Source organism: Roseomonas sp. TF40 (assembly GCF_057219975.1).
Map to the genome: position 1 here is coordinate 91,037 of NZ_JBXVVR010000002.1, position 25,188 is coordinate 116,224.

Genomic DNA, 25,188 nt, shown 5'->3' on the forward strand with positions numbered 1-25,188 from the left:
GGCAGGGCAGGACGACGCGCGAGCCGGTTCCCGCGCCCGGCGAAACAAGAAGGGGGCGCCCGGTTGCCCGGGCGCCCCCTCGAACTCCGCGATGTCGCCGGCGTCAGCCGATCCGCTCGCCATGCAGCGCGACGTCGAGGCCCTCGCGCTCCTCTTCCTCGGTCACGCGAAGGCCAACGATGGCGTCCACGATCTTGAGCAGGATGAAGGTTGCGATCGCCGTGTACACGAACACCGCCGCCACCGCGTAGACCTGGATCATGAACTGGTCGAAGGACGCGCCGTAGCCTTCGGGGGTCGAGGCGCTGGCCGAGAGCGGGCCATAGGCGAAGACGCCCGTCAGCAGCGCGCCGGCGATGCCGCAGATGCCATGCACGCCGAAGGCGTCCAGGCTGTCGTCATAGCCGCACCAGTGCTTGAGCGCCGTGGCACCCCAGAAGCCGGCCAGACCCGCGACCACGCCGATGACCAGCGCGGAGCCCGGCAGCACGAAGCCCGCCGCCGGGGTGATGGCGACAAGGCCCGCCACCGCCCCCGAGATCGCCCCCAGCACGCTGGGCTTGCCCTTGAGCATCCACTCCGCGATCACCCAGGCCAGCACCGCGCCGCAGGCCGCGACCTGCGTCACCAGCATGGCCATGCCCGCGCGCGCACCGGCACCGACGGCCGAGCCCGCATTGAAGCCGAACCAGCCCACCCAGAGCAGCGCGGCGCCGATCACGGCAAGGCCGAGGTTGAAGGGCGCCATGTTGTCCGTGCCGTAGCCCACGCGCTTGCCGAGCACGACCGCCGCCACCAGGCCGGCCACGCCGGCATTGATGTGCACCACCGTGCCGCCGGCGAAGTCGAGCGCGCCGAGGCCGAAGATCCAGCCCGCCGGATGCCACACCCAATGCGCCACCGGCGAATAGACGATGACGGTCCAGAGCGTGATGAAGACGACCAGGGCCGAGAACTTCATGCGGTCCGCCACCGCGCCGGTGATCAGCGCGGCGGTGATGATCGCGAAGGTCATCTGGAACATCGCGAAGACGCTCTCGGGGATGGTGGTCGCCACCGCCGAATCGCCGCTGCCCAGCGTGAAGGGCTTGTCCCAGGCCTCGGCCATGCCGCTCATGAACAGGCGCGACAGGTCGCCGATATAGGCGTTGCCCTCACCGAAGGCGAGCGAGTAGCCGATCACCATCCAGATCACGCCCACCAGGGCGCTGAGGAAGAAGGACTGCATCATCGTGGCCAGCACGCTCTTCTTGCGGACCATGCCCGCATAGAACAGCGCCACGCCGGGCACGGTCATCATCAGGACCAGCGCCGTGCTGGTCAGCATCCAGGCGGTGTCGCCGGTGTCGATCTTCGGCTCATCCGCCGCGAAGGCGGTGCCGGCGGCCAGCAGCGCCGGCACGGCGCCGAGCGCCGCGCGCGCAAGCATCCTCATGCCCATCATTCCCTTGTGCGAGTTGTGCAGCGCCATGGTCACAGCGCCTGGTCGTCGGTTTCGCCGGTGCGGATGCGCAGGGCGCGTTCCACATCCAGCACGAAGATCTTGCCGTCGCCGATCTTGCCGGTGCGCGCCGCACCGGCGATGGCCTCGACCACCGCGTCCACCATCTCGGCGGCCACGGCGACTTCGATCTTGAGCTTCGGCAGGAAGCTCACATGGTACTCGGCCCCGCGGTAGATCTCGGTCTGGCCCTTCTGCCGGCCGAACCCCTTCACCTCGGTCACCGTCAGCCCCTGCACGCCGAGCGGGGTGAGCGCATCGCGCACCTCGTCCAGTTTGAAGGGCTTGATGATCGCCATCACAAGCTTCATCGCGCCGAAAACTCCCCTCCTGAAGGTCAGGTATGGGCGCTCCCTTCCAAGGACCGTGCCAAAGCGGCGTTTCCGCGCTGCAACACCGTTGCACACAAGACTCACCCGCGGCTCGCCAGGGACAGGCGCGGCGTCTGCACAAAATGCGGGCAAATGCCTCAGCCTTGTCAGGCCCGCCGGAAGCGCCAAACTGAAGGCATGACCGAGACCCTCGACCTCACCGCCTGCGTCATCGGCGCGGGCCCCGTCGGCGCCACCATGGCGGCCACGCTCGCCGCCGCGGGCATCCCGACTGCCGTGGTGGACCGCGCGCCGCTACCGCCGATGGAGCTGCCGGATTTCGACGGCCGGGCCTATGCCATCGCGCTCACCAGCCAGCGCCTCCTGACCGCTGCGGGCATCTGGGACCGGCTGCCGGCCCAGCCCCAGGCGATCCACCATATCCGCGTCGCCGATGGCCGGCCGGGCGCGCGACCTTCCTCCCTGACCCTCGATTTCGAGAGCGCATCCGTTGGCCCCGACCCCTTCGGCTGGATGGTCGAGGCCCGGGCGCTACGCGTGGCGCTGAACGCCGCCCTGCCGAGCCTGCCCAACCTGCATGTCTTCGCGCCCAGCGAGGCCGCCGTGACGCGGCACGCCGACCATGCCGAGATCCGCGTCGCGGGCGGGCCGGTGATCCGCGCGCGTCTCGTCATCGGCGCCGAGGGGCGGGAGAGCCCGCTGCGCCGCCAGGCCGGCATCCAGGTGGTGCGCCATGATTACGGCCAGACCGGCATGGTCGGCGCCTTCGCGCATGAGCGTCCGCACCATGGCACGGCGCTGGAGATGTTCCTGCCCAACGGCCCCTTCGCCCAGCTGCCCCTCGCCGGGCCGGGCAATTTCGGCACGTCCGAGCTGCCCCATGCCTCGGCCTATGTGTGGTCCGACAAGCGCCCGCTCGCCGCGCGGTTCCTGGCGATGGATGACGCGGCCTTCGGGCGCGAGCTGACCCGCCGCCTCGGCGACCATCTGGGCCGCATCCGCCCGATCGGCCGGCGCTGGTCCTATCCGCTGACGGCGCTCTGGGCCGCGCGCTTCACGGATACGCGCCTGGCGCTGGTGGGTGACGCCGCGCATGGCATCCACCCGATCGCCGGGCAGGGGCTGAACCTGGGCTTCCGCGATGTGGCGGCGCTGGCCGAGACGATCATCGCCGCGGTCAACGCGAATGAGGATCCGGGCAGCGGGACGGTGCTGGCGCGCTATGCAAGGCGCGCCCAGCCCGATGCCGCCCTGATGCTCGGCGCCACGCATGTGCTTGAAAAACTGTTCGGCACGGATTTCGCGCCGGTGCGGATCGCGCGCCGGCTCGGCATCGCGGCGGTGGACCGCCTGCCGCCGCTCAAGCGCGCCTTCGCGGAGCGCGCGATGGGGATGAATGCGGCCACGGCCGGTCTGCTGGGCGGGCAGGGGCTGCGCGCCTGAAGGCGATGCCTACCGCGGCCATCGGCGGCGCCTGCCTGCCGCGCCCCGCCATCTTCCGGTAGAGACGCAACGACAGGCCAGGGTGGAGGGATCGATGACCGGCAAGGACAAGGCGCAGCTCGACAAGGCGGCGCTGAGCAAGGTGGCGGGCGGCGCCTATGTGTTTGGCGGGCAGGGCGCCGACACCATCATCGATGCCAACGGCAGCAATTTCATCTTCGGCGAGGGCGGGAACGATGTTCTCGCCGGCCAGGGCGGCCAGGACAGCATCTATGGCGGCTCGGGCCAAGACCAGCTCCAGGGCGGGGCGGATAACGACATGCTCGCCGGCGATACGGGGAACGACACGCTGGACGGCGGCAGCGGCGCGGATCGCCTCTATGGCGATGCCGGCAACGACCTGCTGGATGGCGGCGCGGGCGATGGCGCGGGCGACAGCGTCTATGGCGGTGCGGGCGACGACACCTTCACCTGGTCGCCCGGCAGCGGCAGCGACCTGTTCGTGGGGCAGGACGGCCACAACACGCTGCACCTGACCGGCATGACGCCGGCGGACCTCGCCCAGGCGCTCGACATCAAGAGCTGGGGCGCGACGCTGGCCCCCAATGGCGATGGCAGCTGGAGCCTCTACGACGCGCAGGGCAACCCGCTGACCAATGGATGGGGCGAGATCAACATCGGCGGCGAGAAGCTGACCTTCCACGACGTGGCGCGCATCACCTTCGGCTGAACAAGGGGCGGGGCGCGGGGTGGGATCGGCCTCGCCCCTGCCTCGCCCCTACCCCGCCAGAGCCCGGAACAGGCTTGGCACCTCCGGCCCGCCCAGCAGCGCCGGCTCGGCCGCGACGACGCGGAAGATCTGGTTGAAGAAGATCACGAAGCGGTCGGCATGGTCGGGCGTGCCGATCGGGTATTGCCGCAGCCGCCAATGGTTGCGCGCGCCGGTCTGCAGGTAGAGCCCGCCGGCATTGTAGGCGCAGGCCACCGCCGGCGGGTCGAGCCGCGTCTGCGGCGCCTGGGCGCGGATGTAGAGCGCGCCGGCACGCAGCGCGTGGATGGGTTCGAACAGCAGGGCGCGCGTGACGCGGATCTCGGGCATCATCTGCTGCGCGGTCGAGATCAGCGTCTGCGCGAGACCGGGCGAGACGCGGTGCGGTGTCGCTTCGTCGCTGACATAGCCCGGCTCCTCCCGCACCGCGCGCGCCGCGGCGTCGCGCGTGGCGAAGCGGCTGGTCGCGCCCAGCACCTCGGTGCAGATGGTGGCGACGAGGAGTTCCACCGGCACCTCGGTCTCCACCGCCACGGCGCGCAGTTCGGGGCCGAACCAGTCGAAGGCGCGCCGCACGGCGAGCGGGTTGCCGGACTGCCCCGGCAGGGGCCGGCCCTCCACCTCCACGCCCTGGGGCGTGAGCCGCCAGCGCGAGCCCCCCTCGAACACCGCATGGAAGCCGCGCAGGGCGGCGAGGTTGCGCGCCAGCACGCCCGCCGCGCCATTCTCCCGCCGGCTCTGCGCCACGGCGGCGTCGAGGCGCGCGCGTGTCTCGGGCGTGCGGGCGGGCTGCAGCTGCCCTGTCTCAAGCGCGAGGAGCAGCGCCGCCCAGGTGTCGGGCCCGACCACGCCATCGATGTCGGGCAGGCCCGCCCGGGCCTGGAAGGCCATGGCGGCGCGGCGCATGGCGGGGCCGAACAGCCCGTCGATCACCGTGATCTCGCGCCCCGCGCCCTCGGGATCGGCGCGGCGCAGCATGTCCTGCAGCCGGCGCACATCGTCGCCGCGCTGCATGGGCTGCATGTAGCGGAAGCTGCGCGGCAGGCGGCGCGGGTCGGGGCCAGCATGGGTCAGCGACATTGCAACCTCCTCGACTCGCCCTGCGTGGCGGCCGCCACAGCGGCCCAGCGCGTATCCCCGGCCGGCGCGGGGGTGAGCAGCGCGCGCCCCTCGCCCAGCAGCGCGCAATGCCGGCCAGCCGGAGCGCAGCCCTCGGCCACCGCGCTCAGCCGGGCGCTCGCGCCCAGGAAGCGCGCGCTCATGCTGGCGGGGTCCAGCGCGGCCGCGGCCTCGCCCAGCGCGGCATTGTCGGCGCAGAGCGCGCTGCGCGGCTGGATCTGCCGGCGCTCGAAGAGCGACCAGGCCAGGGCCTCCTGCCAGGTGGCGCGCTCGGCGGGTGGCGTGGCGGCGGCGGCGGCGAGCGCCGCGCGGTTGCCCGCCACGGCACAGTCGAGCAGGGGCGCGCGGCGCGCCGGCTCGGCCGCGGCCTGCATCCGGCAGCCGCGCGCCCGGAGCGCCTGGGATTCGGCGCAGATGGCGTCATTCGCCCCCCCGCAAGGGGCGATCTCGGCCGCCGCCAGCGCCGCCCAATCGCCGCGCGCCGCGGACTCCTTCATCCGGTCGAGCTGGAGGATGGCAGCGGGGGCGCGCGTCTCGGGCTGGGTTTCGGGGCCGGCGCAGGCCAGCAGGGCCAGCGGCAGCAGCAGCAGCGCCCTCATACCGGCGGCTCCCCTTCCGGCGGGGGTGGGGGCGGCGGCGGGTCCTGCGCGGCAGCGGCGGGGTCGGCATCGGCGACGGGCAGCGCCTCGGCCAGCAGGCGCGGCAGGTCCACCGCGATGGCGTTGCCGGCGGCATCCACCGGCCGGGCGCGGATCAGGCTGCCGGCGAGCAGGCCCAGCCCCTCGATCGCGCTCGCCGCCCCGGCCTCGCGCAGCCGGTCGAGCGTGGCGCGGAACTCGGCCTGGGGCATGGCGCCGCCGCCGGGCAGGGGCACGGGCTCATTCCCCTCGCGGTCCAGCTCGGCCTCGAGCACCAGGCGGCGCAGCTCGTTCACCGCGGCCTCGGCCTCGACCGGGCTGAGGAAGGCCTCGCCGCGGGCGCGCAGCAGCTCGGCCACCGCATCGGCGCGGAAGAGCTGGGCGAGCAGATCCGCCATCTCCTGCTGCGAGGCGCCCTCGATCTCCGCGCGGAAGACGCGGGCAAGGCTGGGCACGCGGGACAGCAGCAGCCGCGCGGCCGCACCATCCCAGGCCGCGGCGGGGAAGAGATCCGGCGTCACGGGCCGGTCCAGCACCCGCGCCATCCAGCGCGTGTAATGCGCATTGCCGATGCGCCAGGCCTGCCAGGCGCCGAGCACGATGCCGCCCACCACCCCCGCCGGCGTGGCCGCGCCGAGCATCCCGGCGAGGCCCGGGGCGCGCATCACCGTGCCGATGGTGCCCAGGGCGGGGGCGAGCGTGGCCGCGAAGCCGCCGCCGCCGGTGCGCGCCAGCACGGTGCTCGCGCTCGCCAGCACCCCGGCGATGCCCTCGGCCGAGGGCGCGCGCACCGCCGCCTGCACCTGCCCGGCGAGGCTGGTGGCGTCCCGCAGCACGCCCAGCGCGGTGCCGAGCCGGTCGGCGATCTCCGTACCCTCCCCGGCGCGGGTCAGGATGCCGCGTGCGGCTTCCAGCGCCGTGCCGATGGTGGCGGGCTCGGGGTGGTGCAGGGCGGCCTGGATGGCGGCGCCAGCCTCGGCCGCTTCCTCCAGCACGCCGCCGGCGGTGGCCAGCGTGCCGGCCAGGGCCCGCGCGGCCGGGCCGGCGGGCAGCATCCCCGCCACGGCCTGGGCGACGGCCAGCGCCTGCTGCGCGCGCGCCTGCAGCGCCTGGAGCTGCTTCTGGCTCTCGGCGGTCTCGGCCAGCAGGCCCTGGCGGACCTCCGCGACGCGGCTCTCGGCCTGCTGCACCACCGTGTCGCGTTCCTGCGCCACCTGGTCGCGCGCGGCCTCGGCCTGCTGCTTCGCGGCCTCGGCGGCCTGGCGCTGCGCCTCGGCCTGCTTCGCGGCGTCTTCCTGCTGGCGCGCCTGGCCCATGAAGGTCTCGGCCTGGCGGCGGAAGCCCTCGGCCTCACCACCGCCGCTGCGGGTGCCGAAATAGAAGCCGAGGATGCCGCCCAGGATGGTGCCGATCTCGCCCGTGCCGCTGAGGCCCAGGGCTTCTTCCAGCACCAGCGCGGGCAGCAGGATGCACACGACGAGCAGCGCGAGGGCGGCGCGGATCGTGCCCTCGGGCAGGCCGGCCGAGGCGTCTCGGAACAGGGTGATGCGCTCGATGCCGCCGCCCTCGGGACTTGGACCGATGACCCGCATGAAATCCTGCCGCACCGTCCAGACCCAGCGCCCGACCACGGCGCCGACCAGGATGACGAAGGCGAGGAAGAAGTAGCTCAGCGGGCGTTGGGAGCCGGTCTCGATCTTGCCGGCCTCCTGCGCCCAGGCGGGCGCGGCGCAGAGCAGCCAGGCCAGCAGCGCCGGCAGCCAGGGGCGAGGCGGAAGTCCCAGGACACGGATCAGCTGCATCGGCGGCCCCCTTCTCGCGTGGCGGGAGACTAGCCGAGCTTCTGCAACCGAATCAAGAAAAATCTAGGACGATATACTTATCGAGGGAATGTTATCCGAAACGCCTCAGTGCCGCGCCTCCCGCCACAGGCCGAGCTTCTGCTGCGCGGCGGCGTCGGAATAGCCGAACAGGACGAGGTCCTCGGCCGCTTCCAGAGTCAGGCTGGTCCAGGACGGGACGACGAGCAGGTCGCGCGGGGCAAGGGCGAAGGCCTGTTCGCCCAGCACGGCGCGGCCGCTGCCCTCGACCACCACCAGCACCATCCCGTCGGTCGCCTGGCGGGGCCGGGTGGCGAAGCCCCGGGGCAGCAGGCGGACATGGGCGGCGATGGTCGGCATCACCGGCCCGCCATCGGCCGGGTTCACGAATTCCAGCGCATGGCCGAGATGCGGGTCCGGCGCGCCGTGGCGGGCCATGGCGTGCAGGCTCTCGCGCCACTCGGCATAGGGGTAGTGGAACAGCGGCAGGCTGGCCGGGCGGCGGGCGCCGGCGCTGCCCGCGAAGGGGCGGAGGTTGCGGCCATAGCGCGCGGCGGTGTCGCCGGGCGGGGCGGTCTCGGCATGGGCCATGGCGCCATCGGGCAGGCGCTCGGCGAAGCTCGCGGCGAAGTGGCGCACGGTGGGGATGTCGAGCCCATCGAGCCAGATCATCGGCGCGCCGGAGTCATTGCCGTGGTCGTGCCATTGCCAGTTTGGCGTCAGCACCAGGTCGAAGGGCCGCATCACCGCCTTCTCGCCATCCAGCGCGGTGAAGGCGCCGTCGCCCTCCATGACGAAACGCAGCGCGCATTGCGTGTGCCGGTGGCAGGGCGCGACCTCGCCCGGCAGGATGAGTTGCAGCCCGGCATAGAGGCTGGTGGTGACCGAGGAGGTGCCTGGCAGGCCAGGGTTCTCCAGGATCAGCACGCGGCGTTCGGCCTGCTCCGCGGTGATGAGGTCGCCCGCGCGCAGCAGGTGGTTGCGGGCCGTGTCATAGGTCCAGCGATGCGGCTGCACGGGCGAGCGTGGCGTGGGCGTGACCAGGGCGTGCAGCACTTCCCACAACGGAAACAGGTGCTGGGGGGCCATCTCGGCATAGAGCGCCTGGAGCAGGGTCTTGGGATCATTGGTCGGCAGGCCGTGCTGCATGGCCGTTCTCCTCCGGTGCGGTGGCTCGGAGGGTAGAGGAACCTGCCCCGAGGCGGGAGATGCCGCGGGGCTTCCTTATCCGCCGCGGCTTCGCTAAGGATGGGGTGCTGGACCCGTAGCTCAGCTGGATAGAGCGCTGCCCTCCGAAGGCAGAGGTCGAAGGTTCGAATCCTTTCGGGTCCGCCATTTCTGGAACGAGTCGGCTAGAGGCTGGCACGGACACGAAAAGTGCCGGCGCCAAACCCGGGATGCGGCGGCGCGCTGAGGCGCCCTGCCGCCCGAGAAGCGGGCCTGGCCGTCCCCTGCTTCCATGGCGCGATCGATGTTGGGGCACCGCGGCCACCGGCGCGGCCGAAGGGATTGCTGGCGCGCGCAAAGCCGTTCGGCGCCGGAGCAATTCGTCATGGCGCGCGATCACGAAATCATGGGGGCACCGTGGATCAGAGCAATATCCGTTCTGATGTCGCGGAGGCGCCGCGACCAGTCACAACGGATAGTGCTCTGGCAGGCTGCGGAGCCTGACCCAGGATTCATCGCGCCGGCTGCTTTCGATGCAGGCGGCAACGAAGGCAATGCCCCGCGCTCCGTCCTCGACGCTCGGCAGCACAAGCGCAGCCGGATCAGCCGGCCGTCCGGCCTGACGCGCCGCGATCTGCTCGGCCGCGTCGCGATAGAGCTGCGCGAAGGCCTCCAGATAACCCTCCGGATGCCCCGAAGGAATGCGTGTGGCATGGGCCGCCGCGCCGCTCAGCGCGGCCGCGCCGCGGGCCAGGATTCGAGGCGCCTCCCCCAGCGGTGACCAGCGCAGCTGGTTCGGGTGTTCCTGCGCCCACTCCAAGCCGCCCTTCTCCCCGAAGATGCGAAGCCTCAGCGCATTCTCGTTGCCAGGCGCGATCTGCGACGACCACATCATGCCGCGTGCACCGCCCGCGAAGCGCAGCAGCACCTGCGCGTCATCATCCACGCGGCGCCCCTGCACGAAGGCGGTGAGCGCCGCGCAGACAGCCTCCACGCGCAAGCCGGTGACGAACTCCACCAGGTTGTGGGCATGGGTCCCGAGATCGCCGAGCGAACCGGCCGGGCCGGCCTGCGCCGGATCAACCCGCCAGGCCGCCTGCCTGTGCCCGCTCTCTTCCAGCGGCGTGGCCAGCCAATCCTGTGGATACTCCACCTGCACGACGCGAATGGCGCCAAGCTCACCGGCCGAGACCATCGCGCGCGCCTGCCGGACCATCGGATAGCCCGTATAGTTGTGGGTGAGCACGAAGACGCGGCCACCCTCGCGCACCGCACGCACCAGGTCCTGCGCGTCATCCCAGGTTGTCGCCAGTGGCTTGTCGCAGATCACATGGATGCCGGCGTCAAGGAAGGCGCGCGCGATCGGATGGTGGCTGGCGTTCGGCGTCACGATCGCGACGGCATCAATCCCGTCCGCACGCGCCGCCTCTGCCCGTGCCATGGCCGTGAAGTCGGCATAGGTGCGATCAGGCGTGACATGCAGCGCCTCGGCGGTGCGGCCATTGTTGTCCGGGTCGCGGGAGAAGCAGCCCGCCACCAGCTCCCAGCGGTCATCGAGCCGCGCGGCCATGCGGTGCACGCCGCCGATGAAGGCGCCCTGCCCGCCACCCACCATGCCGAGGCGCATCCGGCGCATCTCAACCGATCCCGAGCAGCCGGCGGTTCGCCGCCTCATCCGTGCGGGTGGCGGCGAAGTCGTCGAAGGCCTTCTCGGTGACGCGGATGATGTGGTCACGGATGAAGGCCGCGCCCTCGCGCGCGCCGTCCTCCGGGTGCTTCAGGCAGCACTCCCATTCCAGCACGGCCCAGCCTGCGAAGCCGTACTGCGCGAGCTTCGAGAAGACCGTCCGGAAATCCACCTGGCCATCGCCGAGCGAGCGGAAGCGCCCGGCACGATCCACCCAGGGCAGATAGCCGCCATAGACGCCGACGCGGCCATTCGGGCGGAACTCCGCGTCCTTGGCATGGAAGGCGCGGATGCGCGGGTTGTAGATGTCGATGAAGGCCAGATGGTCCAGCGCCTGCAGCACGAAGTGGCTGGGATCGTAGAGGATGTTGCAGCGCGGATGCCCGCCCACGGCGTCGAGGAAGCGCTCGAAGGTGGCGCCATCGTGCAGATCCTCGCCAGGGTGGATCTCGTAGCAGAGGTCCACGCCCTCCGTGTCGAAGGCATCCAGGATCGGCCGCCAGCGTGCGGCAAGCTCGGCGAAGGCGGTCTCGACCAACCCGGCCGGCCGCTGCGGCCAGGGATAGACGAAGGGCCAGGCGAGCGCGCCGGAGAAGGTCGCATGCGCCGTGAGGCCCAGCCTGCGCGACGCCTTCGCCGCCAGCTTCAGCTGCTGCACCGCCCATTCCTGCCGGGCCTGCGGGCGGCCGCGCACCGCCGCCGGCGCGAAGCCGTCGAAGGCGGTGTCATAGGCAGGATGCACCGCGACCAGCTGGCCTTGCAGATGCGTGGACAGCTCCGTCACCTCGAGCCCATGCGCCGCGAGCGTGGCGCGCACCTCGTCGCAATAGGCCTGGCTTTCGGCGGCACGCGCGAGGTCGAGGAAACGCGCATCCCAGGAGGGGATCTGCACGCCCTTGAAGCCGAGGCTCGCGGCCCAGCCGGCAATGCCGCCCAGCGTGTCGAACGGCGCCGCATCGCCGGCGAATTGCGCCAGGAAGATGCCCGGCCCCTTCAGTGTCCGCATCACGCCGCCTCCCATTCCCGTCGCATGAAGTCCAGCGCCTCGGCCGCCAGCATGAACTCATCATCGAACATGCGCCGCCAGATTCGTGTCGCGGCCGAGAGCGCCGGCAGCGCAAGGCCGAAGGCCTCGACGATCAGGGGTCCCTGATAGCCCGCGGCCTTCAGCGCCGCGAAGGTCTCCCGCCACCGGACCTGGCCGCGGCCCGGGGTGGAGCGATCATTCTCCGAGACATGCACCAGGTTGATGCGATCGGCATCGGCAGCGATGGCGGCGGCGACATCCTTCTCCTCGATATGCGCGTGGAAGGTGTCGTACAGCACGCCGGCATCGGGCGCGACGCCGCGCGCGAACGCCGCTGCCGAGGCGAGGTCGTTCAGCAGATAGCATTCGAAGCGGTTCAGCGGTTCGATCGACAGGCGCAGGCCCTGCGGGCGGGCCCTGTCGGCGATCCGGGCCAGGATCTCGGCGCTGCGCGCGGTCTCCTCCGGCTTCGGCCCGCTGCCGGTGAAGACGCCGATCGCGGAGTGGATGGGGCCCGAGAGCGTCGGCGCCCCGAGCGCGACGGCGCAATCCAGGATCGCGCGCAACCTTGCCTCCCCGGCGGCGCGCAGGGCCGGGTCCGCCGCCGCGATGTTGGCCTCCGGCCCCAGCGCGGTGACGGCGTGCGGCGCAAGGCCGATCGCCCGCAGGCGCGCCCCGAGCCGGGCATAGCCATCCACCCCGGCCGTCTCGAACACCGGCACCTCGACCAGGTCATAGCCGATGGCCTTCAGCCGCTCGAGGATCGGCCAATGCGCCTCGGTCACCTCGGTGGTCCACAGCAGCAGGTTCATCCCGTAGCGCATGGCGACCTCAGCGATAGACCCAGTCGCGCAGCGCGAGCGAGACGGGCGGGATGTAGGTGATGAGCAGCAGGCAGGCGACGACCACGCCGATGAAGGCGAGGATCGGCGGGATGATCCGCTCCAGCGGGATGCGCGCCACGGTGCAGGCGGCGAACAGGTTCACGCCGAAGGGCGGGGTGATGAAGCCGATGGCGAGGTTCACCACCATGATGATGCCGAAATGCACCGGGTCGATGCCGTACTGGATCGCCACGGGCACCAGGATCGGGGCGAGGACGATGATCGCGGCCGATCCCTCGATGAACATGCCGATCAGGAACAGCACCACGTTGACGATCAGCAGGAAGGTCACCGGATCGTCGATGATTCCCAGCATCCAGGCGCCGATCGCGGCCGGGATGCCTTCGCGATTGATCAGGAAGGCGAACAGCCCCGCCCAGGCGATGATGAAGAGGATGATGACGGAGGAGATGACCGACTTCCTCAGCACGGGCCCGATGTCGCGCCAGGTGAGTTCGCGGTGGATGAACATGCCGACCAGGAAGGCGTAGCCGACCGCGATCGCGGAGGCCTCGGTGGGCGTGAAGACGCCGCCATAGATGCCGCCCAGCACGACGACGGGCATCAGCAGGGCCCAGATGGCGCGACGGAAAGCGGGCCAGGGGTCCACGCCCTCCAGCGCGTCGCCCTTTCCGTGCCCGGTCAGGCGCGCCCAGATCAGGACATAGGCGATCAGCACGAAGCCGATCAGCAGCCCCGGGCCGAAACCCGCGATGAAGAGTTCGCCGATGGAGACATCGGCCGCGACGCCGAACAGGATCATCGGGATCGAGGGCGGGATGATGACACCCAGCTCGGCCGAGGTCGCCTGCAGGCCCGCCGCCCAGGGCTTCGGATAGCCGGCGCGCACCAGGGCCGGGATCATGATGGCGCCGATGGCGAAGGTGGTGGCGGTCGAGGAACCCGAGACGGCGGCGAAGATCATGCAGGCGACAACACATGTGGCGGCGAGACCGCCCTGCGTGTTGCCGACAAGGGCGCGCGCCACGTCGATCAGCCGGCGCGAGATGCCGCCGGTGTCCATCAGGTTGCCCGCCAGGATGAAGAAGGGGATCGCGACGAGCGGGAACTTGTCGAGTACGACATAGAGCTGCTGGCCGATGATCACCGGGTTGATCGCACCCAGCACCTGGATGCCGAAGATAGCGGCGAGCCCGATGGACACCGCGATCGGCACGCTGAGCAGGAACAGCGTGCACATCACCACGAGCAGCGAATGGGTCAGCATCGTCAGGTCCCGGTATCGATCTCGCGCGAGGGCGGGTCGAAGGCGTGTGCGATCACCGCGATGATGGCGAAGAAGGCCCCCACCGGGATGGCGGCGAAGCCCCAGGACATCGAGATGCCGAGCGTCGGGTTCACGTTGAAGCGCGCGCGTTCGGCCATCTCCCAGCCGTACCAGCCCATGTGCAGAAGCAGCACAAGCGCGCAGGCCGTGATGAACAGGCGCAGGCCGCCCCGCCAGCGGCCCCTCAGCCGGTCCGCCAGCAGGTCGATCGCGACCAGCGCGCCGGCGCGGAAGGTGGCGGCCGCGCCCAGATAGACCATCCAGATCACCGCCATCTGCACCACCGGCTCGGACCAGGCGGTGGGCTGGCGGGCGACATAGCGCATGAAGACCTGCCCCAGCGCCATGCAGGCCGCGGTGGCCAACGCCGCGCAGGCCGCCCAGGTGACGACCGCCGTGGTCACGCGGTCCACCGCCAGGACGGCGCTGCGCAGCGCCAGCATCAGCGCGCCTCCTGGATCCGGCGGATGTTCGCCTCGCCCAGCTCGCGGCCGAATTCGACGAAGGCCGGCTGCAGGGCGCGGATGAAGCTGTCGCGGTCGAAGGTCTCCTGGATGGTCATGCCGCGCTCGCGCAGCGTGGCGAGGCCCGCGCGATCCTGCTCGTCGGCCGCGTTGCGCATCACCGGGATGGACTCACGAGCCGCCACGCGCAGGATCTCCTGCGTCGCCGCCGGCAGGCGGTTGAAGGTGGAGGGCGAGGCGACGAACATCGCCGAGGCGACAAGATGGCCGGTCATCGTCAGGTGGCGCTGCACCTCGAAGAACCGGCTCGCGACATGGATCGACACCGGCTGTTCGTTCGCATCCACCACGCCGGTCTGCAGCGCGGCGTACAGCTCGTTGAAGCCGATCACCGTCGGCTGCGCGCCGAGCGCACGATAGGCGGCAAGGTGGATCGGGTTGTTCTGCGAACGCAGCTTCAGGCCGCGCATGTCGTCGGCGGTGCGCACGGCGCGGTTCGCGGTGATGTGGCGGAAGCCGATGTCGCCCCAGGCGAGCCCGACCAGGTTGCGCGGCGGCATCGCCGCCAGCAGCTCGGCGCCCAGCGGGCCGTCCAGCACGCCACGCGCATGCGCGGGGTCGCGGAACAGGAAGGGCACGTCGAGAATCCGCAGCGCCGGCACGAAGGGACCAGCCGCGGCGGAGGAGGTCACGACCAGGTCGATCGTGCCGATCTGCGCGCCCTCGATCATGTCGCGCTCATTGCCCAGCGCGCCGGCCGGGAAGACCTGCACGCGAATGCGCCCCTGGGTGCGTTCCTGCACCAGCCGCGCGAAGTGCTCGGCCGCCAGGTGATAGGGCGAGGAGGTCGAGATGTTGTGGCCGAGCCGCAGCGTCTGCTGTGCGGCGGCGGCTGCCGGCAGGCCGATGACGGCGGCCAGCATGGCGGCGGCGAAGGCGAAGATCTTCATGTATGGCGTCTCCCCGTGGTGCGGGCCTGTCGGCACGCCGGCGCCTTCTGCCCCAGTCACGGCGCAATGGCTTGCGGGCGCTGCCACTGGTAAATTTCTTAAATTCCGGTTATTCGCCCTCCATCTTTGACGGGGGATGGGGGTAGGCGCCATGCCGCAGGGGCGGGCCGCGCGCGCATATCGGGTTCGCCCGGCGGTGTTCCGCCAGCCAGGCTCCCTCCTCTACGCCGACAATTGCCGCGCCCTGCAGGAGGCTGCAGCGCGGGGGGAGACGCGCCTCGTCGCCTGGACGCGCGGCGGCTATCCGGGACAGGCGCTGGACGGGCGCCTGCCCGGCATCTGCACCATCGGATTCTGGGACGCACCGGCGACGCAACGCTGGGGCCTGGCGCGCCACTGCAACGAGGGGATCAAGTTCGCCTTCGTCGCCCATGGCAGCCTGGCGCTCGAGGTGGATGGCGTGGCGCACCAGCTTTCGGCCGGCGACGCCTTCATCGTCCGGCCCTGGCAACTGCATGCCATCGGCACGCCGCATGTCGGCGCCAACCAGCTCGTCTGGATGCTGCTCGACGTGGACATGCGCCGGCCGACGGATCGCTGGCGCTGGCCGCACTGGCTGCTGTGGTCGGAGGCGGAGGCGCGGCGCCTGCACGACCACCTCACCCGAAACGACCGCGCGGTGCTGCGCGCCTCACAGCCGCTGGTGCAGGCCTTCCTCGAGATCCGCGGGGTGCTTGAACGGCACTCCCCCGAAAGCGGCGAGGCGCGGATGATGGTGGCCGGCAACGCCATGCTGCTGGCTCTGCTGGATGCGATCGATGCGGCGCCGCCGCCACCGGACCCTGACGCAGCGACGACGCGCCGGACGGTGGAGGTGTTCCTGGCCCGCCTGCCCCTGGCGCTGGGCGAGGATTGGCGGCTGGAGGACATGGCGCGCGAATGCGGCCTGTCACGCACGCGGTTCGCGCATTACTGCCGGCTGATCACCAACGCCACGCCGGCGCAGCACCTGAGGAACCTGCGCTTGCGGGAGGCGCAGCGGCTGATCCGCGAGGAGCCGGCGCGCAGTGTGACGGAGGTGGCCTTCGCCTGCGGCTTCGGGTCGAGCCAGCACTTCTCCGCCGCCTATCGCGCCGAGTTCGGGGTCCCGCCCGGGCGCACCCGGCGGCGCGGCCACGCCCTGGCGGAGCCGCCGGAGTTGGGCTTGCCCCCCTGAAGTGGATCCGCCTCGGCAGGGGCGGGAAAAGGCCAGCAAGGCCGCGCGCCGGACAGGATCACCGGCGGCCGGAGTGAAGGCCGGCTCAGCCTCCGCTTGCCCAATGCCTATGCAAGACGTGCATGGGCGTTGGGCATCTCGCCCAGCTTCCGCCAGACCTGTTCCAGGATCGCCGACCCGCGCTCGACCCGGCGATAGGCCCGGATGTCCACATGCAGGGCGAAGTCGGGGCCGATGCCGCAGGCCATGAGACGCCCCGCGGCGAGGTCGCCGCCGATCGCCGAGCGCGGGAGCCAGGCAACGCCCTGGCCCATCAGCGCCATGCCCTTCAGCGCCTCGACCAGCGCGCTTTCATAGGAAGGGCGGATACGCTGGTTGAGACCCCAGGATTCCAGCGAGGACCCGACCAGGCGGCCGAGATAGGAATTGGAGGCGTAGGCCAGCAGCGGAAAGGCCTCCTGCCCCTTCGCCGCGATCGGATGCAGGGGACGACCCTGCCCGTCCGGTGCCGAGACGGGAATGACGGTGTCGGTCCCGATCGTGATGGCCTCGAAGCGCGCCATGCCGAAGACGGAGGGAACGGCGGGGGTGTGATAGGCCAGCACCAGATCGCACGCGCCCTCGCGCAGCGCCTGCCCGCAATCGTCGAGATCCGCGGCCACCATCTTCACGTTGATCTCGCCGCCCACACTGCCTTCCCGCAAGGCACCAAGCCATTGCGGCGCGAAGTGGATCGCCAGGGTATGGGTCGCGCAGATGCTGATGGTGCGCGCATCGCGCTTGACCAGGCCGCGGAGTTCCGCACGCTCGCGGTGCAAGGCTCCCACGACGTCAAGCGCGGTCTGATAGAAGGCGTGGCCCGTCGGGCTGAGCGTGGTGGGCAGGTGGGAACGATCGATCAGCTCTGCCCCCAGCCACTGTTCGAGCGCGCGAATGCGCCGGCTGAAAGCCGGCTGGCTGATGTTGCGGTCGGCGGCCGAGCGCGAGAAGCTGCCCGTCGAGGCGAGGCTCAGGAAATCCTCGAGCCATCCGATATCCACCGTTCATCCCCCAGGCGCCGCAGCGCGGCGTGCCGGCCCGCGCCGCATCGAGATCATGCGGAATTTGCATAATCCATCGAAAAATAACAATGGCCGGGGCGCAAAGGCTGCCGCTAGGGTTTCAGGCACCTGACACGGACCTGCATCCGGGACGGATTTCATCGCCAGACTCCGGGACGAACCCGCAACTTCACCAGAAGGAAAATGCGATGGGCATCGACAGACGTTCGCTTGGCAAGATGGCATCGCTTGCCGGCCTCGCGGGCGCGGGGCTTATGCCCGAGCCGGCCGCGGCGCAGCGGCGCGGCGGCACGCTGGTGATGGTCGTCCAGCCAGAGCCGCCGACGCTCGCCTCCTACATCTCGACCGCACTGCCCATCGGCCAGGTGGCGGCGAAGGTCTATGACGGGCTGTGCGAGTATGACTTCGACCTGAAGCCGATCCCCTGCCTTGCCGAATCCTGGACCATCTCCGACGACGGCCGCACCATCACCTTCCGCCTGCGCGCCGGGGTGAAGTTCCACGATGGCCAGCCCTTCACCAGCGCCGACGTGCAGTTCACCGTCATGGAGGTCCTGAAGAAGGTCCATCCGCGCGGCATCAACACCTTCGCCGAGGTCACCGCCGTCGATACGCCGGATGCCCAGACGGCGATCTTCCGTCTCAACCGCCCGGCGCCCTACATGATGGCTGCCCTGTCGGGCTATGAATCGCCGATCCTGCCCAGGCACGTGTTCAGCCAGGGCGACATCCGCAGCCACGCGAATGCCAACACGCCCGTCGGCACGGGACCGTTCAAGTTCTTCCAGTGGCGGCGCGGCGAATTCGTCCGGCTCGACCGCAATCCCGACTATTGGAAGCCGAACCTGCCCTACCTCGATCGCATCGTTGTCCGCTTCATCGGCGATACGGGCACCCGCGCGGCCGCGCTTGAACGGGGCGATGTGCATGTCGCCGGCTTCGGCGCCGTGCCCTACAACGATGTCCGGCGGCTCGAGCGGCTGCCCAACATCCGCATCGAGACCCGGGGCTATGAGATGGTCTCGCCCGTCGTCGAGCTGATGTTCAACACGCGCAAGCCGCCCTTCGACAACGTGAAGGTCCGCCAGGCGATCTCCTTCGCCATCGACCGGCAGTTCGTGGTGGACAACATCTGGTTCGGCTTCGGCAAGCCGACCAATGGGCCGATCAGCTCGAACTTCGCGCCGACGGGCCTCTTCAACGCCGATGTCACCAACTACAACGTGCCCGACGGGGTGGATCGCGCGAACCGGCTGCTCGATGAGGCAGGCTTCCCGCGCCGGGCCGACGGCACCCGCTTCGAGATCGTGCACGACATCACGCCCTATGGCGAGGAATGGCGCCGCTTCGGCGAATACACCCAGCAGGCGCTGGCGCGCATCGGCATCCGGGCAAGCCTGCGCTACGAGGACGTGCCGACCTGGCTGCGGCGCATCTACACCGACTACGACTACGACGTGTCCTCCAACCACCTCTTCAACCTGGCGGACCCTGTCATCGGCGTCCACCGGGCGTTCCATTCGCGGTTCATCCGGCCGGGCACCGTGTTCGTCAACGGCGTCCGCTGGAGCGACCCGCGGGCCGACGCGCTGATGGACCAGGCGACGATCGAGCCCGATGCGCGCAAGCGCGCGGAGCAATACGCCGAGATCCAGCGCATCGTCGTGGCCGCCGCACCGCTGGCCTGGACCCACGAAATCAACTTCGCGACCGTCCTCGACCGGCGTTCGCGCGACGTGATCGTGAGCCCGCTCGGCCTGTTCGCCTCCTTCGATCGCGCCTGGCGCGAATAGGCGTGCGGAGCGGGCATCGCGCCCCGGCCGAACGGACCGCTCGGCAGGAAGGATAGGGCATGCGCGGCAATCGGCTTGCCCGATACGTCTTCCTGCGGCTGTTCCAGGCGGTGCCTGTCGTGCTGGGCGTCGTGGTGCTGAACTTCCTGCTGCTGCAACTGGCACCTGGCGACGCCGCGACGGTGCTGGCGGGCGAGGCCGGCGGGGCACCGGCCGAATATGTCGAGCAGCTGCGGGCCCGCTTCGGGCTGGACAAGCCGATGCTCGTGCAGCTCGGCCTGTACCTGAAGAACATCCTGCTGCTCGATCTCGGCTATTCCTTCCGCAACAACGCGCCGGTGCTCGAGCTCATCCTGGAACGGCTCTGGCCCACGCTGCTGCTGATGGGCGCGACCTTCGTCCTCTCGGTCGGCGGTGGCGTGATCGTGGGGCTGCTGGCGGCCCTGTGGGTGCGGACGTGGCGCGACCACCTGATCTCGGTCGTTGCCGTCGTGGCCTATGCAACGCCGCTGTTCTGGATCGGGCTGATGCTGATCCTGGTCTTCTCCATCTGGCTCGACTGGTTCCCGACCTCGGGCATGGAGGATGTGGTCGCCTTCAACGAGGGCTTCGCACGGGTGGTGGATATCGCGCACCATCTCGTGCTGCCGACGATCACGCTCTCGCTGTTCTATCTGGCGCTCTACACGCGCCTGATGCGCGCGACGGTCCTGGAGCAGCGCGGGGCGGAGTATGTCACCACGGCCCGTGCCAAGGGCCTGACAGAGGGCCGGATCACGCGGCGCCATATCCTGCGCAACGCGTTGCTGCCGGTTGTCACCATGGCGGGCGTGCAGGTCGGCGCCCTGCTCGGCGGCTCGGTGGTGGTCGAGACGGTGTTCGCCTGGCCCGGCCTGGGCCAGCTCGCCTTCCAGTCGCTCTTCGCCCGGGACTTCAACCTGCTGCTGGGCATCTTCTTCCTCTCGGCCTGCCTCGTGGTGGTCGTGAACCTCGTCGTGGACGTGATCTATGTGCTGCTCGATCCGCGCATCCGCGTCGGGGGCAGGTCATGAACAGGCCCTTCTGGCTTCGCCTCATCGCCAATCCCCGGGCGGCCTTCGGGCTCGTCTGGCTTGGCCTTGTGGTTCTGGCCGCCATCGCGGCCCCCCTGATCGCCCAGACCGATCCCTTCGCCATTGCGGGCGCCCCCTTTGCGCGCCCCTTCGGCAGCTTCGGACTCGGCACGGATTCGCTGGGTCGCAGCATCTGGGCGGGGCTCGTCTTCGGGGCCCGCACGACGCTGCTGATCGCCATCATCGCCACGCTCAGCGCGGTTGCCTTCGGCGGCCTCGTGGGTGCCCTCGCCGGCTTCCATGGCGGGCGCATCGATGACGTCCTGATGCGGCTGACGGAGTTCTTCCAGACCATCCCCTCCTTCATCTTCGCGATCCTGCTGGTTGCCATCCTCTCGCCCTCCATCACCAGCGTCGTCGTCGCCATCGCGACGGTCAGCTGGCCGCCCATCGCGCGCATCGTGCGCGGGGAAGTGCTGACGCTGCGCTCGCGCGAATTCGTCCAGGCCGCCATCACGCTGGGTGAGCGCGACGCCGCCATCCTGCTGCGCCAGATCCTGCCCAATGCGCTCTCGCCGCTGATCGTGACCGGATCGCTGCTGGTGGCCACCGCGATCCTGACGGAATCGGCGCTCTCCTTCCTCGGTCTCGGCGCGCCCAATCAGATGAGCTGGGGCTTCATGGTCGGCGCCGGGCGCAGTTTCCTGCGCGACGCCTGGTGGCTGGTCGCCATCCCCGGCGTCGCCATCCTGCTGACGGTGCTCAGCATCAATCTGGTAGGGGAGGCGCTGAACGACGCGCTGAACCCGAGGCTGCGGACGCCATGAAGGGCATGGCCCCCGCAGGCGGCCCGGCGGCGCCGATCCTGGACATCAGGGATCTGTCCGTCGCCCTGCCCAGCTGGGCGGATCGGCCGCAGGCGGTGAAGCAGGTCTCGCTTCAGATCGGGGCGGGGGAGACCTTGTGCGTCGTGGGCGAGTCCGGATCGGGCAAGTCGGTGATGGCACGCGCCATCCTCCGGCTGCTGCCTGAACCGCAGGTGCGCATCGCCGGCGGCAGCGTGCTGCTGGAGGGCGAGGACCTCGCGCAGGCCGATGCCCGGCGGATGCGCCAGGTGCGCGGCGGCAAGATCGCCATGATCTTCCAGGAACCGATGGTCGCGCTGAATCCGCTGATGACCATCGGCCGGCAGATCGACGAGATCCTCGAGGCACATACCGACTGGAGCCGGGCCGAACGCCGCCGGCGCGTGGTTGCAACCTTCGAGGATGTGCGGCTGCCCGACCCGGCGCGCCTCTTCGGGGCCTATCCGCATGAGCTCTCGGGCGGCCAGCGCCAGCGCGTGATGATCGCGATGAGCCTCGTGCTGGAGCCGAGGCTCATCATCGCCGATGAGCCGACAACCGCGCTCGACGTCACCACCGAAGCGCAGATCCTGACGCTGCTGAAGGAGTTGCAGCAGCGGCACGGCACGGCCCTGCTGTTCATCACGCATAATTTCGGCGTCGTCGCCGAGATCGCCGACCGGGTCGCGGTCATGCGCTACGGCGAGGTCGTCGAGCATGGCGATGTCGAGTCCGTGCTGAGCCGGCCGCAGCACCCCTATACCCGCGCGCTGATCGACGCCGTTCCCAGCCTCGTGCCCCGCCAGGGCATCGCCGGCGCTGCCGACATGCCGCGCGAGGCGCTTGTCGAGATCCGCAACCTCGACAAGGTCTATGGCCGCAGGTCGCAGGGCGCGCCGTGGCTGACACGGTGGTTGCCGTGGCTCGGCGGCACCGGGCGCAAGGCGGTGCACGCCGTCAACCAGGTCGATCTTGACGTGAAGCGCGGCAGCGCGGTGGCGGTGGTGGGCGAGTCAGGCTCGGGCAAATCGACGCTCGCACGCTGCTTGATCGGCCTCGAACACGCCGATGGCGGTTCGGTCAGGATCGCCGGCCACGAGATCGTGGGCCTGAGCCGCAGCGCATGGCGGCCGCTGCGCTCACGCGTGCAGATGGTGTTCCAGGATCCCTTCGCCTCGCTCAACCCGCGCACGCGGGTCGGCGACATCATCGCGCGCGGCGCCATCCTCCAGGGCGAAACCCCGGACGCGGCCATGGCACAGGCGAAGGAACTTCTCACCCTGGTCGGCCTGGAGCCGAAGGCGGCGGAGCGCTACCCGCATGAATTCTCGGGCGGGCAACGCCAGCGCATCGGCATCGCCCGCGCCCTTGCCGTGAAGCCGGATGTGCTGATCGCCGACGAGCCGGTCTCCGCTCTGGACGTGTCCGTGCAGAAGCAGGTCCTCGACCTGCTCGACGATCTGCGCCGGCGCTTCGGCCTGACGATGCTCTTCATCACCCATGATCTGCGCGTCGCGGCCCATGTCTGCGAGGAGATCGTGGTGCTGAAGAGCGGGCGCATCGTCGAACATGGTCGCACCGCCGCGATCTTCGCCGATCCGCAGCATGAATACACACGGACGTTGCTGGCATCCGTGCCGGGGCGCGAGTGGCAATTGCGGCTGGCGGAATCGCAGGCAGGGCCGGCGGGCCAGTGACCGGCCGGCCTGGATTGTGGCCATCCATCGGCGGGCAGGGGCGACACACCCAGCGCAAGGCAGGACATGCCGCTGCGCCCGAAACACCATTGTCCAGCGGCCCTGGCAGGCTGCCTTCCCATGAACGCAGCACCATTTGGCACGCCGTGAATCCTGGGCACGCGATGCGTTCGGGTGATTGCATCTGAACGCGTATTGCCCTGGGGCATGGTCGATCCTGCCGGGGAGGATGACGCAATTCTGGCGCAGGAGGATGAAACCTTCCCGCGCCTGGCTTCAGCGTGCCCGGATCGTGCCGTGGCGCGCGGCAAGGAAGCGGGCGCCTGCCATGCCGACGAACATGGCGAACAGGAAGGTCCAGGCCGGCGCCCCGCCGATGAACAGCGCCGTCAGCGCCGGGCCCGGGCAGAACCCCGCCAGGCCCCAACCGATGCCGAAGATCGCCGGCCCGGCCAGGATGCGGCCATCGAGCCCTGTCGCCGTCGGCAGGTGAAAGCGATCACCGAAGATCGGCCGGCCACGCCGCAGCACGAACCGGTAGCCCAGGAAGGTCACGCCGATCGCGCCAGCCATCACGAAGGCGAGGCTGGCGTCCCAGCCGCCTGTCGGAATCGCGGCGAGGTCCAGGAAGTTCAGCACCTTGGCGGGATCGGACATGCCCGCGACAACCAGGCCAAGGCCGAACAACAGGCCGATCGCGAATTGGACGAGGATCACCATGGCCGGGCTCACGTCAGGTGACGGAGGAGGAAGACGGTCGCGATCGCACTCGCCATGAAGATCGCCGTGGCGACCAGCGAGCGCAGGGACAGGCGCGACAGGCCGCAGACGCCGTGGCCCGAGGTGCAGCCATTGCCCCAGACCGCGCCGAAGCCGACGAGAAGTCCGGCGAGCAGGAGCAAGGGCATCGATGCCTCGATCCGCGGCACCGGCAGGCTGCCCGTGCCCAGCGCGCCCAGCAGCGGGGCCAGGGCGATTCCCAGCAGGAAGGCGACCCGCCCCGGCAGGCCAGAATCCCCATAGGGCGGCAGCAGGCGCATGGCGATGCCGCTGATGCCGGCGATGCGCCCGGTGGCCGCCATGAGGGCAACCGCGGCGGCACCGATCAGCGCGCCGCCGAGCAGTGCCGCACCAGGGGTGAAGTCGGTCGCGATCATGTCAGGACTTGGCGACCGGGCAGGTGCGGATGCCCAACAGCGTGTAGGCCGGGCAGAAGCGGAAGACCGCCGTGCCGAGCATCACCACGCCCCAGGCGACGAGCGCGAAGCGCCACGCGCCCAGCGGCGCGAAGGCCTCGGCCAGGAAAAGGGGGGCGGCGACCAGCAGGGCGCTGAGCACGAAGCGGAGCGTGCGGTCGAGGGAGCCGACATTGGCCATGGGCATGATCCAGAAACTGTCACTCGACATGTATATGCGAATATGCGAAGATGTCAATATGAAAAAGGATATGACCGATACCGCTTTGTTCGGCAGGGATAGCCCTGCCCCGGCGCCCCTGCCTCCGGCCATCGCGACCATGGAGGAGAAGGCCGGGGAGGCCGCCCGGCTGCTCGCCACCCTGGCCAACGCGAAGCGCCTGATGGCGTTGTGTCACCTGCTGCAGGGCGAGAGATCGGTCGGCCAACTCGCCGAACTGATCGGCCTGGCGCCGACCGCCCTGTCGCAACATCTCGCGCGGATGCGCGATCTCGGCCTGGTCGCGACACGCCGCGACGGCCAGACGATCCATTACCGACTGGCGAGTGCCGAGGTCGCGGCGATCCTGCAGACGCTCTACGCGCTCTACTGCACCCCGGAATCGCGCGGCGAAGAGGCAGGCTGAACCGCCGGCATCACGTCGAGCCGCGCCCGCAATGCGCTTCTGTTGTAGGCGATGTCGGCGATGTCGGCGATGGTCAGGTCATCCAGCACCGAAGGGAAGGCCCGCGGCGCCCGCTGCAACCCGCGCGAGAGGTGGCAGCCGCCAAGCAGCGGACAGGTGTTGGTGTCGGGGCTGAAGCACGCGACGGGGTGGAGCGGTGCCTCGGTCCGGTGCAGGACCTCGCCCACCGTGATGCTCTCCTCCGACGGGCGGGCGAGGCGCATGCCGCCGCGCCGGGCGAGGTCGGCGGCGACCTTGGCCAGATGCGCCTTCGAGATGCGACGCGCGCGGGCCACGTCATCGACGGTGACGAGATCGGGCGCGCGCAGGGCGAGGTTCGGGTACGGGGTCGGATGCACGCAGGCACCCCATCAAGATAATCCTGATGCTGCGCTCTGATTTTCCGTGGGATCCGCAACGCGCCCCGAGGCAGGATCCGTCCACCGGGACGGAGGCCGTGCCCAGCAAACCCTGAATTCAAGGCACGAGGTTCCGGCGGCGTCGCGGCGGCGCCGCGACCCCTTCGAACGCATGTTGCCGTGGCGATCATTCGGCCCGGGCAACCAATCCGATC

The 25,188-nt window shown here is 70.3% G+C and carries 25 protein-coding genes and 1 tRNA gene; 9 read left to right on the top strand and 17 right to left on the bottom strand.

The window, feature by feature from the left end:
• Positions 1–103: 103 nt before the first annotated feature.
• On the bottom strand, positions 104–1,435 hold the full coding sequence (locus AC2D9U_RS06510; RefSeq protein ID WP_484747483.1) for an ammonium transporter: 1,332 nt from the start codon (positions 1,433–1,435) through the stop codon (positions 104–106).
• Positions 1,436–1,473: 38 nt separating this feature from the next.
• Positions 1,474–1,812 carry a P-II family nitrogen regulator gene (locus AC2D9U_RS06515; RefSeq protein WP_304813622.1) on the bottom strand — a complete coding sequence of 113 codons (339 nt, stop codon included), beginning with the start codon at positions 1,810–1,812 and terminating at the stop codon, positions 1,474–1,476.
• Positions 1,813–2,010: 198 nt separating this feature from the next.
• Here AC2D9U_RS06515 and AC2D9U_RS06520 point away from each other — a divergent pair, with 198 nt between their 5' ends.
• Positions 2,011–3,276, top strand: coding sequence for a UbiH/UbiF/VisC/COQ6 family ubiquinone biosynthesis hydroxylase (locus tag AC2D9U_RS06520; RefSeq protein WP_484747485.1), 1,266 nt, complete (start codon positions 2,011–2,013; stop codon positions 3,274–3,276).
• Positions 3,277–3,370: 94 nt separating this feature from the next.
• Entirely contained in the window at positions 3,371–4,006 is a 636-nt protein-coding gene (locus AC2D9U_RS06525; protein ID WP_484747487.1) for a calcium-binding protein, read from the top strand.
• A gap of 48 nt (positions 4,007–4,054) precedes the next feature.
• Here the strand turns inward: AC2D9U_RS06525 and AC2D9U_RS06530 are convergent, their stop codons facing one another.
• The 4 genes from AC2D9U_RS06530 to gtdA form a co-directional block, all read right to left on the bottom strand.
• Entirely contained in the window at positions 4,055–5,125 is a 1,071-nt protein-coding gene (locus tag AC2D9U_RS06530) for a peptidoglycan-binding protein (RefSeq protein ID WP_484747488.1), read from the bottom strand.
• Positions 5,116–5,763 carry a hypothetical protein gene (locus AC2D9U_RS06535; RefSeq protein ID WP_484747489.1) on the bottom strand — a complete coding sequence of 216 codons (648 nt, stop codon included), beginning with the start codon at positions 5,761–5,763 and terminating at the stop codon, positions 5,116–5,118. The genes AC2D9U_RS06530 and AC2D9U_RS06535 overlap by 10 nt, the downstream gene beginning before the upstream one ends.
• Positions 5,760–7,604, bottom strand: coding sequence for a hypothetical protein (locus AC2D9U_RS06540; protein WP_484747490.1), 1,845 nt, complete (start codon positions 7,602–7,604; stop codon positions 5,760–5,762). The genes AC2D9U_RS06535 and AC2D9U_RS06540 overlap by 4 nt, the downstream gene beginning before the upstream one ends.
• 105 nt (positions 7,605–7,709) lie before the next feature.
• Positions 7,710–8,771: a gentisate 1,2-dioxygenase gene (gtdA, locus tag AC2D9U_RS06545; RefSeq protein WP_484747491.1), complete on the bottom strand. Its 1,062-nt coding sequence runs from the start codon at positions 8,769–8,771 to the stop codon at positions 7,710–7,712.
• Positions 8,772–8,880: 109 nt separating this feature from the next.
• On the opposite strand from gtdA, the gene AC2D9U_RS06550 reads away from it, so the two are divergent.
• A tRNA-Arg gene (locus tag AC2D9U_RS06550) sits at positions 8,881–8,957 on the top strand.
• A 298-nt stretch (positions 8,958–9,255) separates the two neighbouring features.
• On the opposite strand, the gene AC2D9U_RS06555 is transcribed toward AC2D9U_RS06550, so the two are convergent.
• The 6 genes from AC2D9U_RS06555 to dctP are packed head-to-tail and all read right to left on the bottom strand — an operon-like array spanning position 9,256 to position 15,089.
• Complete coding sequence (locus AC2D9U_RS06555) at positions 9,256–10,464, bottom strand: Gfo/Idh/MocA family protein (protein WP_484748362.1); 1,209 nt, start codon at positions 10,462–10,464, stop codon at positions 9,256–9,258.
• Positions 10,427–11,482, bottom strand: coding sequence for a sugar phosphate isomerase/epimerase family protein (locus AC2D9U_RS06560; protein ID WP_484747492.1), 1,056 nt, complete (start codon positions 11,480–11,482; stop codon positions 10,427–10,429). Before AC2D9U_RS06560 ends, AC2D9U_RS06555 begins: the two co-directional genes overlap by 38 nt.
• Entirely contained in the window at positions 11,482–12,315 is an 834-nt protein-coding gene (locus tag AC2D9U_RS06565; protein ID WP_484747494.1) for a sugar phosphate isomerase/epimerase family protein, read from the bottom strand. The genes AC2D9U_RS06560 and AC2D9U_RS06565 overlap by 1 nt, the downstream gene beginning before the upstream one ends.
• Before the next feature lie 19 nt (positions 12,316–12,334).
• Positions 12,335–13,615, bottom strand: a complete 1,281-nt coding sequence (locus tag AC2D9U_RS06570; protein WP_484747495.1) for a TRAP transporter large permease — start codon at positions 13,613–13,615, stop codon at positions 12,335–12,337.
• Positions 13,616–13,617: 2 nt separating this feature from the next.
• Entirely contained in the window at positions 13,618–14,118 is a 501-nt protein-coding gene (locus tag AC2D9U_RS06575; protein WP_484747497.1) for a TRAP transporter small permease, read from the bottom strand.
• Positions 14,118–15,089, bottom strand: a complete 972-nt coding sequence (dctP, locus tag AC2D9U_RS06580; protein ID WP_484747499.1) for a TRAP transporter substrate-binding protein DctP — start codon at positions 15,087–15,089, stop codon at positions 14,118–14,120. The genes AC2D9U_RS06575 and dctP overlap by 1 nt, the downstream gene beginning before the upstream one ends.
• Positions 15,090–15,285: 196 nt before the next feature.
• Between dctP and AC2D9U_RS06585 the strand changes: the two genes are divergently transcribed.
• Complete coding sequence (locus AC2D9U_RS06585) at positions 15,286–16,305, top strand: AraC family transcriptional regulator (protein WP_484747501.1); 1,020 nt, start codon at positions 15,286–15,288, stop codon at positions 16,303–16,305.
• A 107-nt stretch (positions 16,306–16,412) separates the two neighbouring features.
• Here AC2D9U_RS06585 and AC2D9U_RS06590 read toward each other — a convergent pair whose 3' ends face one another.
• Entirely contained in the window at positions 16,413–17,345 is a 933-nt protein-coding gene (locus tag AC2D9U_RS06590; RefSeq protein ID WP_484747503.1) for a LysR substrate-binding domain-containing protein, read from the bottom strand.
• Between the two features lie 239 nt (positions 17,346–17,584).
• On the opposite strand from AC2D9U_RS06590, the gene AC2D9U_RS06595 reads away from it, so the two are divergent.
• Genes AC2D9U_RS06595 through AC2D9U_RS06610 form a run of 4 tightly spaced genes read left to right on the top strand, consistent with a single transcriptional unit; the run spans position 17,585 to position 22,753 of the window.
• Positions 17,585–19,159 carry an ABC transporter substrate-binding protein gene (locus tag AC2D9U_RS06595; protein ID WP_484747505.1) on the top strand — a complete coding sequence of 525 codons (1,575 nt, stop codon included), beginning with the start codon at positions 17,585–17,587 and terminating at the stop codon, positions 19,157–19,159.
• Between the two features lie 59 nt (positions 19,160–19,218).
• Positions 19,219–20,211: an ABC transporter permease gene (locus tag AC2D9U_RS06600; protein ID WP_484747507.1), complete on the top strand. Its 993-nt coding sequence runs from the start codon at positions 19,219–19,221 to the stop codon at positions 20,209–20,211.
• Positions 20,208–21,038: an ABC transporter permease gene (locus tag AC2D9U_RS06605; RefSeq protein WP_484747509.1), complete on the top strand. Its 831-nt coding sequence runs from the start codon at positions 20,208–20,210 to the stop codon at positions 21,036–21,038. The genes AC2D9U_RS06600 and AC2D9U_RS06605 overlap by 4 nt, the downstream gene beginning before the upstream one ends.
• 5 nt (positions 21,039–21,043) lie before the next feature.
• Positions 21,044–22,753, top strand: a complete 1,710-nt coding sequence (locus AC2D9U_RS06610; protein ID WP_484747510.1) for an ABC transporter ATP-binding protein — start codon at positions 21,044–21,046, stop codon at positions 22,751–22,753.
• A 276-nt stretch (positions 22,754–23,029) separates the two neighbouring features.
• Here AC2D9U_RS06610 and AC2D9U_RS06615 read toward each other — a convergent pair whose 3' ends face one another.
• Genes AC2D9U_RS06615 through AC2D9U_RS06625 form a run of 3 tightly spaced genes read right to left on the bottom strand, consistent with a single transcriptional unit; the run spans position 23,030 to position 24,130 of the window.
• Positions 23,030–23,473: a DUF6691 family protein gene (locus tag AC2D9U_RS06615; protein ID WP_484747511.1), complete on the bottom strand. Its 444-nt coding sequence runs from the start codon at positions 23,471–23,473 to the stop codon at positions 23,030–23,032.
• Between the two features lie 8 nt (positions 23,474–23,481).
• Positions 23,482–23,910, bottom strand: coding sequence for a YeeE/YedE family protein (locus AC2D9U_RS06620; protein ID WP_484747512.1), 429 nt, complete (start codon positions 23,908–23,910; stop codon positions 23,482–23,484).
• A gap of 1 nt (position 23,911) precedes the next feature.
• Positions 23,912–24,130, bottom strand: coding sequence for a YgaP family membrane protein (locus tag AC2D9U_RS06625; protein WP_484747514.1), 219 nt, complete (start codon positions 24,128–24,130; stop codon positions 23,912–23,914).
• A 4-nt stretch (positions 24,131–24,134) separates the two neighbouring features.
• Here AC2D9U_RS06625 and AC2D9U_RS06630 point away from each other — a divergent pair, with 4 nt between their 5' ends.
• Positions 24,135–24,575, top strand: a complete 441-nt coding sequence (locus AC2D9U_RS06630; RefSeq protein ID WP_484747515.1) for an ArsR/SmtB family transcription factor — start codon at positions 24,135–24,137, stop codon at positions 24,573–24,575.
• Here AC2D9U_RS06630 and AC2D9U_RS06635 read toward each other — a convergent pair.
• Positions 24,536–24,973 (bottom strand): RrF2 family transcriptional regulator, encoded by a 438-nt coding sequence (locus AC2D9U_RS06635; protein WP_484747517.1) that lies wholly within the window; start codon positions 24,971–24,973, stop codon positions 24,536–24,538. The genes AC2D9U_RS06630 and AC2D9U_RS06635 overlap by 40 nt on opposite strands.
• Between the last annotated feature and the right edge of the window lie 215 nt (positions 24,974–25,188).

What these genes read in the sequence shown, in the direction of transcription:
- AC2D9U_RS06515 (WP_304813622.1), bottom strand. Translation starts at nt 1,812, where the DNA reads ATGAAGCTTGTGATGGCGATCATCAAGCCCTTCAAACTGGACGAGGTG.
- AC2D9U_RS06525 (WP_484747487.1), top strand. Translation starts at nt 3,371, where the DNA reads ATGACCGGCAAGGACAAGGCGCAGCTCGACAAGGCGGCGCTGAGCAAG.
- AC2D9U_RS06510 (WP_484747483.1), bottom strand. Translation starts at nt 1,435, where the DNA reads ATGAGGATGCTTGCGCGCGCGGCGCTCGGCGCCGTGCCGGCGCTGCTG.
- AC2D9U_RS06595 (WP_484747505.1), top strand. Translation starts at nt 17,585, where the DNA reads ATGGCATCGCTTGCCGGCCTCGCGGGCGCGGGGCTTATGCCCGAGCCG.
- AC2D9U_RS06575 (WP_484747497.1), bottom strand. Translation starts at nt 14,118, where the DNA reads ATGCTGGCGCTGCGCAGCGCCGTCCTGGCGGTGGACCGCGTGACCACG.
- AC2D9U_RS06565 (WP_484747494.1), bottom strand. Translation starts at nt 12,315, where the DNA reads ATGAACCTGCTGCTGTGGACCACCGAGGTGACCGAGGCGCATTGGCCG.
- AC2D9U_RS06560 (WP_484747492.1), bottom strand. Translation starts at nt 11,482, where the DNA reads ATGCGGACACTGAAGGGGCCGGGCATCTTCCTGGCGCAATTCGCCGGC.
- AC2D9U_RS06555 (WP_484748362.1), bottom strand. Translation starts at nt 10,464, where the DNA reads ATGAGGCGGCGAACCGCCGGCTGCTCGGGATCGGTTGAGATGCGCCGG.
- AC2D9U_RS06625 (WP_484747514.1), bottom strand. Translation starts at nt 24,130, where the DNA reads ATGGCCAATGTCGGCTCCCTCGACCGCACGCTCCGCTTCGTGCTCAGC.
- AC2D9U_RS06530 (WP_484747488.1), bottom strand. Translation starts at nt 5,125, where the DNA reads ATGTCGCTGACCCATGCTGGCCCCGACCCGCGCCGCCTGCCGCGCAGC.
- AC2D9U_RS06535 (WP_484747489.1), bottom strand. Translation starts at nt 5,763, where the DNA reads ATGAGGGCGCTGCTGCTGCTGCCGCTGGCCCTGCTGGCCTGCGCCGGC.
- AC2D9U_RS06620 (WP_484747512.1), bottom strand. Translation starts at nt 23,910, where the DNA reads ATGATCGCGACCGACTTCACCCCTGGTGCGGCACTGCTCGGCGGCGCG.
- dctP (WP_484747499.1), bottom strand. Translation starts at nt 15,089, where the DNA reads ATGAAGATCTTCGCCTTCGCCGCCGCCATGCTGGCCGCCGTCATCGGC.
- AC2D9U_RS06540 (WP_484747490.1), bottom strand. Translation starts at nt 7,604, where the DNA reads ATGCAGCTGATCCGTGTCCTGGGACTTCCGCCTCGCCCCTGGCTGCCG.
- gtdA (WP_484747491.1), bottom strand. Translation starts at nt 8,771, where the DNA reads ATGCAGCACGGCCTGCCGACCAATGATCCCAAGACCCTGCTCCAGGCG.
- AC2D9U_RS06600 (WP_484747507.1), top strand. Translation starts at nt 19,219, where the DNA reads ATGCGCGGCAATCGGCTTGCCCGATACGTCTTCCTGCGGCTGTTCCAG.
- AC2D9U_RS06520 (WP_484747485.1), top strand. Translation starts at nt 2,011, where the DNA reads ATGACCGAGACCCTCGACCTCACCGCCTGCGTCATCGGCGCGGGCCCC.
- AC2D9U_RS06570 (WP_484747495.1), bottom strand. Translation starts at nt 13,615, where the DNA reads ATGCTGACCCATTCGCTGCTCGTGGTGATGTGCACGCTGTTCCTGCTC.
- AC2D9U_RS06610 (WP_484747510.1), top strand. Translation starts at nt 21,044, where the DNA reads ATGGCCCCCGCAGGCGGCCCGGCGGCGCCGATCCTGGACATCAGGGAT.
- AC2D9U_RS06630 (WP_484747515.1), top strand. Translation starts at nt 24,135, where the DNA reads ATGATCCAGAAACTGTCACTCGACATGTATATGCGAATATGCGAAGAT.
- AC2D9U_RS06615 (WP_484747511.1), bottom strand. Translation starts at nt 23,473, where the DNA reads ATGGTGATCCTCGTCCAATTCGCGATCGGCCTGTTGTTCGGCCTTGGC.
- AC2D9U_RS06605 (WP_484747509.1), top strand. Translation starts at nt 20,208, where the DNA reads ATGAACAGGCCCTTCTGGCTTCGCCTCATCGCCAATCCCCGGGCGGCC.